The following is a 14,049-nucleotide window of genomic DNA, read 5'->3' on the forward strand; positions in this document are numbered from 1 at the left end:
CCCGCCCCCCGCCGCCCCGCGCCCCCCCCCCCCCCCCCCCCCCCCCCCCCCCCCCCCCCCCCCCCCCCCCCCCCCCCCCCGGGGGGCGGCGGGGGGGGCGGCGCCCCCCCCCCCCCCCCCCCCCCCCCCCCCCCCCCCCCCCCCCCCCGGCAAAACAACCCTAGCGACGGTTGCCAAAAATACGCAGCAGCATCAGGAACAGGTTGATAAAGTCCAGATAGAGCGTCAGCGCGCCCAGAATCGAGTATTTGCGCAGGTTGGAACTGTCGCGCACGTCGATATGCTCGCCGATGTTTTTCAGCTTCTGGGTGTCGTAGGCGGTCAAGCCAACAAAGACCACCACCCCGATGTAGGTCACGGCCCACATCAGCGCGTCGCTCTTCAGCCACAGGTTCACCAGCGACGCCAGCACAATCCCGATCAGCCCCATAAACAGCATGTTGCCTAAGCCACTCAGGTCACGTTTGGTGGTGTAACCGTACAGGCTCATCACGCCAAACATCCCCCCGGTCACCACAAACGTGCTGGCGATGGAGGAGTAGGTGTAGACGATGAAAATGCTGGAAAGCGTCAGGCCAGTCAGCGCCGAATAGAGCATAAACAGCGTGGTTGCCATGCCCGCGCTGAGCTTTTGCACCAGCCCGGAGAGCACAAACACCAGCGCCAGCTGCGCGATAATCAACCCAAAGAAGGTGATTTTGCTGGAGAAGATAAACATCATCAGTTCAGGCGTGTTCGCCGCATACCACGCGATAAACGCGGTAAGCAGCAGGCCAACCGTCATCCAGCCGTACACCTGAGCCATATACGTCTGCAGGCCGCTACGGGTCTGCTGTACTATTGAATCGGAACGCGGAAATCGGTCCATGATTCACTCCTGATTAAGATTAAGAAGACACACACGTTAAGAGTAACACATCCACGTAAACCGACTACCAACGGCTGGCGGCCTGTTTATCGCTGTCGCGAGATTCCACCCAGCGGTCCCCTTCCGGCGTGGCTTCGCGCTTCCAGAACGGCGCTTTTGTTTTGAGATAGTCCATGATGAACTCCCCGGCCTCAAACGCGCTGCCGCGGTGTGCGCTGGTCACGCCGACAAACACAATCTCTTCACCGGGCCACATCTCACCAATGCGGTGGATAACCGTGACGCGCCCAAGCGGCCAGCGGCCTCGCGCCTCTTCCACAATTGCCGCGAGCGATTTCTCCGTCATACCGGGATAGTGCTCCAGCGTCAGCGCTTTTACGCTGTCACCGAGGTTGTGGTTACGCACTTTGCCGGTGAAGGTGACGACCGCGCCGTCTTCATCGCGTTCCGCCAGCCAGCTGTATTCGGTCCCCACGTTAAAACGCTCGGGGCTCACCAGAATTCGGGTTTCCGCCATCTTAGCCCCCTGTCACCGGCGGGAAAAAGGCCACTTCATCCCCTTCGGCCAGCGGGTGGCTGAACTCCACCAGCGTCTGGTTAACGGCCGCCAGCAGCTTGCCCTCGTCCAGCGCCAGCGCCCAGCGGTCGCTTTGCGCGGCCAGATGCACGCGCAGGGCAGCGACGTTTTCAAAAGAGCCGTCCAGCATCAGGCTGTCGGTATTGACCAGCTCGCGGACCTGGGCGAAAAAAAGCACCTTAATCATGGCTGTCCACCTTAAAATCACCGGATTTGCCGCCGCTTTTCGCCAGCAGGCGAACCGGGCCAATCACCATATCTTTCTGCACTGCTTTGCACATGTCGTAGATGGTCAGCGCGGCAACGGAGGCCGCCGTCAGGGCTTCCATCTCCACGCCGGTTTTCCCGGTTAAGCGGCACAGGGACTCAATGCGCACGCGGCTGTGCTCCGGCTGCGCCTGCAGGTTCACCTCCACCTTGCTTAGCATCAGCGGATGGCAGAGCGGGATTAAGTCCCAGGTGCGCTTGGCGGCCTGAATACCCGCGATGCGCGCAGTGGCAAAGACGTCGCCCTTATGGTGGCTGCCGTCGATAATCATCGCCAGCGTTTCCGGCAGCATAGTTACGAACGCTTCCGCGCGCGCTTCGCGCACCGTTTCGACTTTGGCGGAAACATCCACCATATGCGCTTCACCGGCGGCGTTAATGTGGGTTAGTTGTGACATAGCTTATTTCTTTAAATGGGGATGGAAATTACAGGGCCGGGTACGGGCATCCAGCTGCGGGGCAATAATATTTTCCCACGCGGTGCGGCAGGCTTTAGTCGAGCCCGGTATGGCGAATATCAGGGTTTTGTTCGCCACGCCCGCTACGGCACGGGACTGAAGCGTAGAGGTGCCGATCTCTTCAAATGAGAGCATGCGAAACACTTCGCCGAAGCCTTCCACTTCGCGGTCGAACAGCGGGAGCAGCGCTTCGGGGGCCTGATCGCCTGCAGTAAAGCCGGTGCCGCCGGTAATCAGCACCACCTGGACGTCGTCACTCGCAATCCACTGCGAAACCTGCGCGCGAATGGCGTAACGGTTCTCTTTGACGATCGCTTTATCAACAATCTGGTGTCCGGCTTCGTGTGCCGCCTCGCGCAGCCAGTGGCCGGAGGTATCGTCTTCTTCACCACGGCGGTCGGAAACGGTAAGAATAGCAATGCGTGTCGGGATAAATTCTGCGCTTACCTGACTCATCTTCTGATTCCTTCTAAATCCTGATTACCCGCCGATGTAAGACAGGTTCTGAGTAATGCCGGTATTGCCCTGATGCAGGAAGTGGGTCTGTTTTTTATGCGCCAGTGCCCCGGAAATACGCGCTTCAAGCGCATCCTGCTGGGCATCGTCTGCCAGCAGATCGCGAAGGTCCACGCCGCCGTCGCCGAACAGGCAGAGATGGAGCTTGCCCACGGAAGAGACGCGCAGACGGTTACAGCTGGCGCAGAAGTCTTTCTCGTAGGGCATGATAAGCCCGATTTCGCCTTCGTAATCAGGGTGACAAAAGACCTGCGCCGGGCCGTCGCTGCGCTGGCGGATCTGATGGATCCAGCCGCGTCTCAGCAGCTCGTCGCGCAGCACCATGCCGGAGATGTGGTGACGGCGGAACAGCTCGCTGCCCTCTCCGGTTTCCATCAGCTCGATAAAACGCAGTTGAATACGGCGCGGTTTGATCCACGCCAGAAAGGTGTCCAGCTGATTATGGTTAACGTCGCGCATCAGCACCGTGTTGACTTTGACCTTTTCGAACCCGGCGGCAAACGCCGCGTCGATGCCGTCCATGACCTGGCGGAATTTGTCCTGCCCGGTAATGGCGTGAAACTGGCGTGCATCGAGGCTGTCCACGCTGACGTTGATAGCGGTTAAGCCAGCGTCGCGCCAGTTCGCCACGTCACGCGCCATGCGGTAACCGTTGGTGGTCACCGCAATCTGGCGGATACGTTCGTTTTCACGTACGGCGGCAATGATGTCGGGGAAATCACGACGCAGGGAGGGTTCGCCCCCGGTCAGACGGACTTTTTCCGTACCGAGCTCAGAGAACGCACGCGTGACGCGGCGCACTTCATCCACGGAGAGAAAGCCGTTATTGGTGACGCTGCCCGGCTTGTAGCCATCGGGCAGGCAGTAGGTGCAACGGAAGTTGCACACATCGGTAATCGACAGACGCAAGTAGTAAAACTTACGCGCGAAAGCATCAGTAAGTTGTGAAGCCATGTACACCTTTCCAGATACGGGAGGCACAGTCATTTCTTTCTGTACCCTGGTGGCAAATCCGCCACGGCCAGGGCGCCATATCATTCGACACAGGCGCCAGGGCTAGAGTGTATGTTTTCAACGTTGAAAACGTGGTTTAAGCGATAGTAGCGCGGAAATTCTGGCGGCGCCATTATCACTTCACGCTATATAATCATCTATATAGCGAATCAATCGTGCATTTTCGCTACAGAATACTTAAAAACCGTATTTTCGCATTGATATACGTCATTTTGCGTTGGGTGAGGCATCGTCTTTTAGGGGTAGTTAGGTTACTGTTACGCGATTACAGGTAAAAAGGAATATGTATGCGCAGTCGCACTTTTGCGGATCTTGACCGAGTGGTCGCTCTTGGCGGAGGCCACGGCCTGGGCCGCGTTATGTCCTCTTTGTCGTCACTGGGCTCACGGCTGACAGGGATAGTAACAACCACCGACAACGGCGGCTCAACCGGACGCATTCGTCGTGCTGAAGGCGGCATCGCCTGGGGAGATATGCGCAACTGCCTGAATCAGTTAATTACCGAGCCGAGCGTCGCGTCGGCGATGTTTGAGTACCGTTTTGGCGGTAATGGCGAACTTTCCGGGCATAACCTTGGAAATTTAATGTTAAAGGCGCTTGATCACCTGAGCGTACGGCCTCTGGAAGCCATCAACTTAATCCGTAATCTGCTCAAAGTGGACGCATTCCTGATCCCGATGTCCGAACAACCGGTTGACTTGATGGCAATCGACGCCGAAGGGCATGAAGTTTACGGCGAGGTGAATATTGACCAGCTCATCCTGCCGCCAACTGAGTTAATGACCTATCCGAGCGTACCCGCCACGCGTGAAGCGGTGGAAGCTATCGGGGAAGCGGATTTAATTCTGATCGGCCCCGGCAGCTTTTACACCAGCCTGATGCCAATTCTGCTGGTGAAAGAGCTGGCGCAGGCGCTGCGCCGCACCCCTGCCCCGATGGTTTACATCGGTAACCTCGGCCGCGAGCTGAGCCCGGCCGCGGCAAGCCTGTCGCTGGCGGACAAACTCAATTTGATGGAGCACTACGTCGGGAAGAAGATCATTGACGGCGTAGTCGTGGGCCCAAAAGTGGATGTGTCAGGGATTGGCGATCGTCTGGTGGTGCAGGAGCCGCTGGAGGCCTCAGACATCAAGTATCGCCACGACCGTCACCTGCTGCGCGACGCGCTGGAGAAGGCGATTCAGGCGTTGGGTTAGGTTCGTTTTGTGCGGCCTGATGCCCTCACCCCGGCCCTCTCCCACTGAGAGAGGGAGAAAACAACGCTTACTCACGATGCCGCGATGAAAAGATCCCGCAGCTGATGAAGCTGGTCGCGGATCTGCGCCGCCTCTTCGAACTCCAGGTTCTGCGCGTGCTGCATCATCTGCCCTTCCAGCTCGTGGATTTTCTGCTGCAGCGCCTTCGGCGTCAGCACGACGGTATCTTCTTCCACCACTGAACGCGCCTTGCCGCGGCCTTTCGCTTTGGTCTTCGCAATGTTCTGACCCAGCGCCAGAATATCCACCACCTTCTTGTTCAGCCCCTGCGGCGTGATGCCGTGCTCTTCGTTATAGCGCTGCTGTTTCTCGCGGCGGCGTTCCGTTTCGCCAATCGCTTTCGCCATCGACGGGGTGATTTTGTCACCGTACAGAATCGCTTTCCCGTTGACGTTACGCGCGGCGCGGCCAATGGTCTGGATCAGCGAACGTTCAGAGCGCAGGAAGCCCTCTTTATCGGCGTCCAGAATCGCCACCAGCGAGACTTCCGGCATATCCAGACCTTCTCGCAACAGGTTAATTCCCACCAGCACGTCAAATTCGCCCAGACGCAGATCGCGGATGATCTCCATACGCTCCACGGTGTCGATATCCGAGTGCAGATAGCGCACCTTCTCACCGTGTTCTTCCAGATACTCGGTCAGGTCTTCCGCCATTCGTTTGGTGAGCGTGGTCACCAGCACGCGCTCGTTGATGGCGGAACGGGCCCGGATCTCAGAGAGCAGATCGTCCACCTGGGTCGCAACCGGACGCACCTCGATAATCGGATCCAGCAGCCCGGTCGGACGGACCACCTGATCAATCACCTCATCGCCGGATTTCTCCAGCTCGTAGTTGCCCGGCGTGGCCGACACGTAGATGGTTTGCGGCGCCAGCGCCTCAAACTCTTCAAACTTCATCGGACGGTTATCGAGCGCTGACGGCAGGCGGAATCCGTACTCCACCAGCGTCTCTTTACGCGCGCGGTCACCGCGGTACATCCCGCCGATCTGCGGGATCGTGACGTGGGATTCGTCGATCACCAGCAAACCGTCTGCCGGAAGGTAGTCAAACAGCGTCGGCGGCGGCTCGCCCGGCCCGCGCCCGGAGAGGAAGCGCGAGTAGTTTTCGATACCCGAGCAATAGCCCAGCTCGTTCATCATCTCCAGATCAAACTGTGTGCGCTGGCTCAGGCGCTGCTCTTCCAGCAACTTATTGTTCGCCAGAAGCACCTTACGGCGTTCTGCCAGCTCCTCTTTGATCTCTTCCATCGCCTGCACGATACGCTCGCGTGGCGTCACGTAGTGTGTTTTAGGGTAGATGGTAAAACGCTGGATCACCGACTCAACGTGCCCGGTCAGCGGGTCGAACAGCGACAAACGCTCCACCTCTTCGTCAAACAGCTCAACACGCAGCGCCATATCGTCCGATTCCGCAGGGAAAATGTCGATCACCTCACCGCGCACGCGGAACGTCCCGCGCTGGAACGCCTGGTCGTTACGGGTGTATTGTAGCTCGGCCAGACGGCGCAAAATCGCGCGCTGATCGATGATCATCCCCTGCGTCAGGTGCAGCATCATCTTCAGGTAGAGATCCGGGTCGCCCAGGCCGTAAATCGCCGAAACCGACGCGACCACAACCACATCGCGACGCTCAAGCAGCGCCTTGGTCGCCGACAGTCGCATCTGTTCGATGTGTTCGTTCACCGAAGCATCCTTCTCGATGAAGGTGTCAGAGCTCGGCACATAGGCTTCCGGCTGGTAGTAATCGTAGTAGGAGACGAAATACTCCACCGCGTTTTCCGGGAAAAACTCTTTCATCTCGCCGTAAAGCTGTGCCGCGAGGGTTTTGTTGGGTGCAAGCACCATCGTGGGGCGCTGCAGGTCAGCGATCACGTTCGCGACAGTAAACGTTTTGCCCGAGCCGGTTACCCCCAGCAGCGTCTGGTGCGCCAGCCCGTCTTCCAGCCCCTCTTTAAGGCGACGGATCGCCTCAGGCTGATCGCCTGATGGGCGGAAAGCAGAATTCAGTTTGAACGGTTTACTCATGGGCGACGACCTGATGACGTTATAAGCGGCAGGTGAGTAATTTTACTCGTTGTTGCCAGGAATGCCAGTAAAAAACACTGGATGAAAAACCAGTGGCGTGTCAGGATATTTAGCGTAGCGGCTGAATCATTAGCGCGTTAGCGAACAAAATTTAGGCTCTGACGAGATAAAAAACCAGCCAGGCTGGGTTATCCCCAGAACTTTTTCTTTTTTAACATTTGTCAAGCCAGGTAATGATAGTTTTATGGCAACGAGTGACACTTTCATTACGGTAATTGCTTTTATCTAAGCAATTAAATTATAAAGAATATTTTCTAAAGCCGCGTTTCGCGTCAATTTGGGCGAAAGCCGCGTCTTCTCTCGCTTATCGCGTGTTTTCTAACTCTAATGCACATGGTTATCCACAGGAATAGTGGATAACTGCTTCCAGCCCGTGCAGACCGCCGCTCAGCAAATTCCCGGATTTTCCCACGAGGCGGCAACAAAAAATTTTTATAGCTATTTTTTGACGATAAACAGTTGAGTCATTCATAACCAACCGGTGCGATCCTGCTCACATTTCCGCCATTTTTCCTCCTGCACCACCATTCAACACCGCCAGCACCGCCGATGTGCAATCCCCGTTCGTTTAGACGATTCACCGGTGGTTTATTCCTAAAAAAAGCCGTTTTTTTAATCGATTTACGCTTTCTGGCAGGGGTTTTGCAGAAGCATAAACGAGCGTCACCGACACATTTTTAAGGAGAGAAAGATGTTGAGTCTGCGTGCAGTGAATCAGTTTTACGGAAGCCAACATACGCTGTGGAACGTGGATTTAGATTTTCCGCAAGGGATGTGCACAGGCGTCGTTGGCCTGCCGGGGATGGGCAAAACCACCCTCATGAACTGCATTACCGGAAAAGTGCCCGTCGATAGCGGCACCATCATCTGGCATGAAGCGGGCGCACCGCCGCGTGATTTGCTCAGCCAGGCGTCAGAAGAGCGTTCAGGGCCGGGAATAGGCTATGTGCCGCAGGACAGGCGGATTTTTTCTCAGCTGACGATTGAGGATAATCTGCATATTGCCATGCGGGCGGTGGGGAAACCCGACCCGGCAGCGAAAAGCGACGTATACGATCTGTTCCCAGAACTCTACGCGCGACGTCAGACGCGAGGCAACACCCTTTCGCCGGAGGATCAGTATCAGCTCGCGCTGGCGAATGCGCTGGTCAACCGCCCGCGGATGCTGATTCTGGATGAACCCATGCACGGCGCGGGACACGGCTTTGCCCAGAAGCTGGCGCAGCTGCTGGTGCGCTTAAACCAGGAGTTAGGCATGACGGTGCTGTTAGCGGAGCAGCAGCTGTCGTTTATCCGCCGGGTGGCGGATCGGTTTTGCATGCTTTATCGCGGGCGTAACGTGGCGCACGGCCACGTTAGCGAACTGAACGATGAGCTTATTGCCCACTGGATGTCGCGGGAAGCAAGGCGCTGAGGTCGAGATAGCGCCCGGTTTCGGCATTTTCCGCGCCGTCAGCAAGCCAGGGAATTTCCCCAAGGCACGGGGCGGGAAGTACACGCCTGAGCGTCGCCAGATACTCCTGATGTCGTTTCCCCGGCGCAACTACGTCGTTGGCTATCCAGCCCGCCAGACGCAGCCCGGCCTGCCGTACGGCCTGCGCGGTCAGCATAGCGTGATTGATACAGCCCAGCTTAATGCCGACAACCAGAATGACCGGGAGCCGCTCGGCCTGCACCCAGTCAGCAAACGTCTGCGTGTCCGAAAGCGGCGTAAACCAGCCGCCCGCGCCTTCCACCAGCACCCAGTCGGCCTGGCTTTCGAGCGTCCGTAACCCGGCAGACAGCACGGCGAACTCAATCGGACGGCCTTCGTCGGCGCTGATAATGTGCGGCGAGGTCGGCTCGGCAAAGGTGTATGGATTGACCGCTGAATAGGCAAGCTTAAGGGTACTATTACGCTGGAGCGCCAGCGCATCGGTGTTGCGTAACCCTTCCGCCGTCATCTCGCTGCCGGAAGCAACAGGCTTATATCCGGCGGTGTTTTTCCCAAGCTTTCGCGCCGCCTGCAGAAGGGCCGCGCTGGCAACCGTCTTGCCCACTTCCGTATCCGTGCCGGTAACAAAATAACGTTCAGTCACGTTCGATAATCCCATGAAAAAGTTGATAAGAGAGCGGGAAAAAGCCCCGCTGCTGCGGCCAGGCCAGCTCCAGGCGCTGCAGCTGGCCCCGGGTCAGCGGTTTTTTCTCCCGCCCGGCGTGCAGGTGCGTAGCGCCGATGCCCTTCAGCGAACGCATGGCGCTGAACGCGTCGCTAAAATTGAGCGTGATGGTCTGCACCGTGCTGCGACAGCGCCAGCCTGCCAGCGCCTGCGTGACCTGCTCATGCGATAAGAAGCGGTTGGCGTGAGGCTGCTCATCTACCGCTTTCCACGCCTGATTCAGCTCCGGCAATGAGCTTTCCAGCAGGGTGGTAAAGGCCACCTTCCCGCCCGGGCGGGCGACGCGATAAAGCTCGCCTAACGCCTGCGGCAGGCTGCTGCACCACTGCACCGCCAGATGGCTCCAGACCAGATCGAACTGCGCGTCCGCCAGCGGGATAGCCTCGATATCAGCCACAAGGTAGTGATGCGCAGCCTGCTGCTGGCGCGCCTCGTCCAGCATGGCGGGCGACAGGTCGATGGCCGTCACCTGGCTCCCCGCTTCACGCCAGTAGCGGCTGTTACTGCCGGGACCACAGCCGGCGTCCAGTACCTGCGGAAAGCGGTTCCCGCCAAGCGCGGCCAGGAGCCCCTGCGCGCTCTGGCGCTGCAGTTCATCGTGCTGAGAATAGCTCCGCGCGGCCCGGCCAAATGCCGCCGCAACGGCCTGTTTATTCACCGGCGTCATGGAGCGCCTCCAGCAGCGTCTGGATATCCCGAACTTCATGCGCCGCCGTCAGGGTTAAACGCAGCCGTGCGGTACCCGGCGGGACCGTTGGCGGGCGGATGGCGGTCACCCACATGCCGCGCTCGCGCAGCGCCTGTGCCAGCGCCAGCGCGCGACCGTTTTCACCAACAATCACCGGCTGGATGGCGCTCTGCGAATCTGGACTGAGGAAGGGCAGCGCCGCCAGTCCCTGGCGGAAGCGGGAGATATGCTCTGCCAGCCGCTGGCGACGTTCATCCCCTTCTGCGCTGCGGATCACCGCCAGCGACGCAGACAGCGCCACGGCCTGTGCCGGGGGCATGCTGGTGCTGTAAATCAGGTGTCGGGCAAACTGCAGCAGATAGTCGGCGACGGATTCGCTGCACAGCACGGCGGCGCCGCTGGCGCCAAAGCCCTTGCCGAAGGTGACAATCAGCAGCTCGGGCTTCACGTTTTGCTGGTATGCGCTGCCGCGACCTTCATCGCCCATCACGCCAATCCCGTGGGCATCGTCCACCAGCAGCCAGGCGTTTTGCCGCTTTGCGGCCTCGTGCAGCGCAGCAAGCGGCGCGCTGTCGCCGTCCATGCTGAACACCCCTTCGGTGACCGCCAGCTGTTGCCCGTCGCAGGGTTTATCAAGCAGCGCAGCAAGCTGTGACGCATCGTTATGGGCAAAGCGGCGCAGCTGCGCCGGGCTTAAATTTGCCGCCTCAAGCAGCGAGGCGTGACTTAAGCGGTCGGCGACAATGCGGTCCTCTTTCCCCATCAGGGCCGCGATGACCGCCTGATTGGCGGCAAAGCCCGAGATAAAGAGCAGCGCACGCGAATAGCCAAGCCAGTCGGCCAGCTCTTCCTCCAGCGCCTGATGCGCCGTGGTGTAGCCGCTGACGTGTCCCGAGCCGCCGCTGCCCACGCCAAACCGCTCCGCGCCCTGCTGCCAGGCGCGGACGATGGCCGGATGCTGGCTCAGTCCGAGATAGTCATTGCTTGAGAAATTACAAAACTGCCGCCCCTCGCGGGTCAGAAAACGGCCCGCGCCGTTTTCCACCACACTGCGTATGCGAAACGCCTCTGCCGCCCGGCGTTCTTCCAGCGCGGCATTAATTCGTGCCTGCCAGGTCATACGGCTGCCGCGTTGTAGAACTGGTCGGTGTCGGCGTTGAAAATCTGCTGCTCCAGCTGCTGCTGTTGCTCGTTATCGCCCGTCAGCACCTCGGTCTGGTGCGGGTTCAGCCCCAGCTTACGGAACAGCTGAACATCTTTGTCCTCTTCCGGGTTCGGCGTGGTCAGCAGCTTGCAGCCGTAGAAGATGGAGTTGGCCCCGGCCATAAAGCACATCGCCTGGGTTTGCTCGTTCATCTGCTCGCGGCCCGCAGAAAGGCGGACGTAAGAGGTTGGCATCATGATGCGCGCCACCGCGATGGTGCGAATAAAATCAAACGCATCCACGTCGTCATTATCCGCCAGCGGCGTGCCTTTGACCTTCACCAGCATGTTGATCGGCACGCTTTCCGGCGGGGTGGGCAGGTTCGCCAGCTGCAGCAGCAGGCCCGCGCGGTCTTTCACCGTTTCGCCTAAGCCGACAATACCGCCGGAGCAGACCTTGATCCCCGCTCCACGCACTTTGTCCAGCGTGTCCAGGCGCTCCTGGTAGGTGCGCGTGGTGATGATGTTGCCGTAAAACTCCGGGGAGGTATCGAGGTTGTGGTTGTAGTAATCGAGCCCCGCCGCCGAGAGGCGCTGCGCCTGCTCCTCGTTCAGCGTGCCAAGCGTCATACAGGCTTCGAGGCCCATCTCCTTCACGCCCTTCACCATCTGCTCCAGATACGGCATGTCGCGGTCGTGCGGGTTCTTCCACGCCGCGCCCATGCAGAAGCGGGTCGAGCCAGCGTTTTTCGCCTTGCGCGCCGAGTCGAGCACCTGCTCCACTTCCATCAGCCGTTCGGACTCCAGGCCGGTTTTGTAGCGCGCGCTCTGCGGGCAATATTTGCAGTCTTCAGGACAGGCGCCGGTCTTGATCGACAGCAGCGTGCTGACCTGAACATGGCGCGGATCGAAGTGCTGACGATGCACCTGTTGGGCTTCAAACATCAGCTCAAGGAAAGGTTTGTTGAATAATTCAGTAACTTGCGACATCGTCCAGCGTGCGTGGTGAGCCATCGGGCTTCTCCAAAGGGTTTTGTTAATTTTCGGTTCGGTTTATACTCGTAAACCTAAAACTTTTCAAAATGGTTTACAAGTCGATTATGACCCAGGACGATCTCGCCTTCGACAAGCAGCATATCTGGCACCCTTACACCTCCACCACCCGCCCCCTCCCCGTCTATCCGGTGGCCTCGGCCCACGGCTGCGAGCTGCACCTTGCCAGCGGCGAGCGGCTGGTTGACGGAATGTCCTCCTGGTGGGCGGCCATTCACGGCTACAACCACCCGCGCCTGAACGCGGCGATGAAAGCCCAGATTGACCAGATGGCGCACGTGATGTTTGGCGGGATTACCCATCAGCCGGCGGTGGATTTATGCCGTCGCCTGGTGGCGATGACGCCTGAATCGCTGGAGTGCGTCTTCCTGGCCGATTCCGGCTCGGTAGCGGTGGAAGTGGCGATGAAAATGGCGCTGCAGTACTGGCATGCGAAGGGCGAAGCGCGCCAGCGGTTCCTTACCTTCCGCAACGGTTATCACGGGGATACCTTCGGGGCGATGTCGGTGTGCGATCCGGACAACTCCATGCACAGCCTGTGGAAGGGGTATCTGCCGGAAAACCTGTTTGCCCCGGCCCCGCAGAGCCGCTTCGACGGCGAGTGGAACGAGATGGACATGGTCGGTTTCGCGCGGCTGATGGCGGCGCATCGTCATGAGATTGCCGCCGTGATCCTGGAGCCAATTGTGCAGGGCGCAGGCGGGATGCGGATGTACCATCCGGAATGGCTGAGGCGCATTCGCAAGATGTGCGACCGCGAGGGCATTCTGCTGATTGCCGATGAGATCGCCACCGGCTTTGGCCGCACCGGCAAGCTGTTTGCCTGCGAGCATGCGGGCATTTCGCCGGATATTCTGTGTCTCGGCAAAGCGCTGACCGGCGGCACCATGACGCTCTCCGCCACGCTGACCACCCGCCAGGTTGCCAACACCATCAGCGACGGCGAGGCGGGCTGCTTTATGCACGGCCCGACGTTTATGGGCAACCCGCTGGCCTGCGCCGTTGCAAGCGAAAGCCTCGCTATTCTGGAGAGCGGCGAGTGGCAGGCGCAGGTTGCGGCGATAGAAGCGCAACTGAAAGAGGAGTTGAGCGCCGCCTCCGGTGCGAATTTCGTGGCGGACGTGCGCGTGCTGGGCGCCATCGGGGTGATTGAAACCACCCATCCGGTGAATATGGCGGCGCTGCAGCGCTTCTTCGTGGACCAGGGCGTCTGGGTGCGGCCTTTCGGCAGGCTTATCTACCTGATGCCACCGTATAGCATTACGCCAGAGCAGCTGCGTAAATTAACCGACGCGGTCGTAACAGCCGTTAACATTCCCGCGCATTTCACGATTTAACCCCATGCGTTACACTTCCTGAACGAGTGAATAACGAGGGTAAACCGTATGAAAATCATCAGTAAAGATCTGCGCGACGGTGAAACACTCCCTGAACGCCACGTTTTCAACGGCATGGGGTATCAGGGCGATAATATCTCCCCGCACCTGGCGTGGGACGAGGTTCCAGCCGGAACCAAAAGCTTTGTCGTGACCTGCTACGACCCGGACGCGCCGACCGGCTCCGGCTGGTGGCACTGGATCGTAGCGAACCTGCCCGTCGACACGCGCGTCCTGCCGCAGGGTTCCGGCTCTGATCTGGTTGCCCTGCCTGAGGGCGCGATTCAGACCCGCACCGATTTTGGTAAAGCGGGCTACGGCGGCGCGGCGCCACCAAAAGGGGAAACCCACCGCTATATCTTCACGGTGCACGCGCTGGACGTGGAGAAGATTGAGGTTGATGAAGAGGCGAGCGGCGCGATGGTCGGGTTTAACGTGCATTTCCATTCGCTGGGCAGCGCGTCGATTACGGCGATGTATTCATAATCGAGCGAGTTAATGGCCCCTCACCCTAGCCCTCTCCCCACAGGGGGGAGGGCCAGTGACACCCCACACCCCGATGGGGGCGCGGCGGGGGGGGGGGGGCA

General features: G+C 59.2%; 15 protein-coding genes and 1 riboswitch. Of the genes, 4 read left to right on the top strand and 11 right to left on the bottom strand.

What is annotated here, in order from left to right; genetic code table 11:
- Nucleotides 1-160 precede the first annotated feature (160 nt).
- The 6 genes from URZ40_RS22500 to moaA all read right to left on the bottom strand — a co-directional run bounded on the left by URZ40_RS22500 (nucleotide 161) and on the right by moaA (nucleotide 3,640).
- Nucleotides 161-868, bottom strand: coding sequence for a Bax inhibitor-1/YccA family protein (locus URZ40_RS22500; RefSeq protein WP_320721195.1), 708 nt, complete (start codon nucleotides 866-868; stop codon nucleotides 161-163).
- A gap of 64 nt (nucleotides 869-932) precedes the next feature.
- Complete coding sequence (gene moaE, locus URZ40_RS22505) at nucleotides 933-1,385, bottom strand: molybdopterin synthase catalytic subunit MoaE (protein WP_116343373.1); 453 nt, start codon at nucleotides 1,383-1,385, stop codon at nucleotides 933-935.
- Between the two features lies 1 nt (nucleotide 1,386).
- The gene (gene moaD, locus URZ40_RS22510) at nucleotides 1,387-1,632 is read right to left on the bottom strand and encodes a molybdopterin synthase sulfur carrier subunit (protein ID WP_320721197.1); all 246 of its coding nucleotides are present in this window, start codon (nucleotides 1,630-1,632) and stop codon (nucleotides 1,387-1,389) included.
- Nucleotides 1,625-2,110, bottom strand: coding sequence for a cyclic pyranopterin monophosphate synthase MoaC (moaC, locus tag URZ40_RS22515; protein ID WP_320721198.1), 486 nt, complete (start codon nucleotides 2,108-2,110; stop codon nucleotides 1,625-1,627). Before moaC ends, moaD begins: the two co-directional genes overlap by 8 nt.
- Before the next feature lie 3 nt (nucleotides 2,111-2,113).
- Nucleotides 2,114-2,626 (bottom strand): molybdenum cofactor biosynthesis protein B, encoded by a 513-nt coding sequence (moaB, locus tag URZ40_RS22520; RefSeq protein ID WP_320721199.1) that lies wholly within the window; start codon nucleotides 2,624-2,626, stop codon nucleotides 2,114-2,116.
- A 24-nt stretch (nucleotides 2,627-2,650) separates the two neighbouring features.
- Nucleotides 2,651-3,640, bottom strand: coding sequence for a GTP 3',8-cyclase MoaA (gene moaA, locus URZ40_RS22525; protein WP_320721200.1), 990 nt, complete (start codon nucleotides 3,638-3,640; stop codon nucleotides 2,651-2,653).
- A riboswitch (molybdenum cofactor riboswitch) is annotated at nucleotides 3,628-3,762 on the bottom strand. (Overlaps the previous gene by 13 nt.)
- A gap of 225 nt (nucleotides 3,763-3,987) precedes the next feature.
- Here moaA and yvcK point away from each other — a divergent pair.
- Nucleotides 3,988-4,896, top strand: coding sequence for a uridine diphosphate-N-acetylglucosamine-binding protein YvcK (yvcK, locus tag URZ40_RS22530; protein ID WP_316380459.1), 909 nt, complete (start codon nucleotides 3,988-3,990; stop codon nucleotides 4,894-4,896).
- 71 nt (nucleotides 4,897-4,967) lie between these two features.
- Here yvcK and uvrB read toward each other — a convergent pair whose 3' ends face one another.
- Nucleotides 4,968-6,983 carry an excinuclease ABC subunit UvrB gene (gene uvrB, locus URZ40_RS22535; protein ID WP_028012419.1) on the bottom strand — a complete coding sequence of 672 codons (2,016 nt, stop codon included), beginning with the start codon at nucleotides 6,981-6,983 and terminating at the stop codon, nucleotides 4,968-4,970.
- Between the two features lie 751 nt (nucleotides 6,984-7,734).
- Here uvrB and URZ40_RS22540 point away from each other — a divergent pair.
- Nucleotides 7,735-8,457: an ABC transporter ATP-binding protein gene (locus URZ40_RS22540; protein ID WP_116343367.1), complete on the top strand. Its 723-nt coding sequence runs from the start codon at nucleotides 7,735-7,737 to the stop codon at nucleotides 8,455-8,457.
- Here the strand turns inward: URZ40_RS22540 and bioD are convergent.
- Genes bioD through bioB form a run of 4 tightly spaced genes read right to left on the bottom strand, consistent with a single transcriptional unit; the run spans nucleotide 8,420 to nucleotide 12,047 of the window.
- Nucleotides 8,420-9,121 carry a dethiobiotin synthase gene (gene bioD / locus URZ40_RS22545; RefSeq protein ID WP_320721201.1) on the bottom strand — a complete coding sequence of 234 codons (702 nt, stop codon included), beginning with the start codon at nucleotides 9,119-9,121 and terminating at the stop codon, nucleotides 8,420-8,422. The genes URZ40_RS22540 and bioD overlap by 38 nt on opposite strands.
- A complete protein-coding gene (gene bioC, locus URZ40_RS22550) occupies nucleotides 9,114-9,869 on the bottom strand; it encodes a malonyl-ACP O-methyltransferase BioC (RefSeq protein WP_320721203.1) in 756 nt (251 codons plus the stop codon). The genes bioD and bioC overlap by 8 nt, the downstream gene beginning before the upstream one ends.
- Complete coding sequence (bioF, locus tag URZ40_RS22555; protein WP_320721204.1) at nucleotides 9,853-11,010, bottom strand: 8-amino-7-oxononanoate synthase; 1,158 nt, start codon at nucleotides 11,008-11,010, stop codon at nucleotides 9,853-9,855. The genes bioC and bioF overlap by 17 nt, the downstream gene beginning before the upstream one ends.
- Nucleotides 11,007-12,047: a biotin synthase BioB gene (gene bioB / locus URZ40_RS22560; RefSeq protein WP_116343363.1), complete on the bottom strand. Its 1,041-nt coding sequence runs from the start codon at nucleotides 12,045-12,047 to the stop codon at nucleotides 11,007-11,009. The genes bioF and bioB overlap by 4 nt, the downstream gene beginning before the upstream one ends.
- An 86-nt stretch (nucleotides 12,048-12,133) precedes the next feature.
- Between bioB and bioA the strand changes: the two genes are divergently transcribed.
- Nucleotides 12,134-13,423: an adenosylmethionine--8-amino-7-oxononanoate transaminase gene (gene bioA / locus URZ40_RS22565; RefSeq protein WP_407065521.1), complete on the top strand. Its 1,290-nt coding sequence runs from the start codon at nucleotides 12,134-12,136 to the stop codon at nucleotides 13,421-13,423.
- A 48-nt stretch (nucleotides 13,424-13,471) separates the two neighbouring features.
- Nucleotides 13,472-13,948, top strand: coding sequence for a kinase inhibitor (locus URZ40_RS22570; RefSeq protein ID WP_316380464.1), 477 nt, complete (start codon nucleotides 13,472-13,474; stop codon nucleotides 13,946-13,948).
- The last annotated feature ends 101 nt before the right edge of the window (nucleotides 13,949-14,049 follow it).

Source organism: Enterobacter sp. 296B2 (assembly GCF_034106185.1).
GTDB classification, from domain to species: domain Bacteria; phylum Pseudomonadota; class Gammaproteobacteria; order Enterobacterales; family Enterobacteriaceae; genus Enterobacter; species Enterobacter cloacae_N.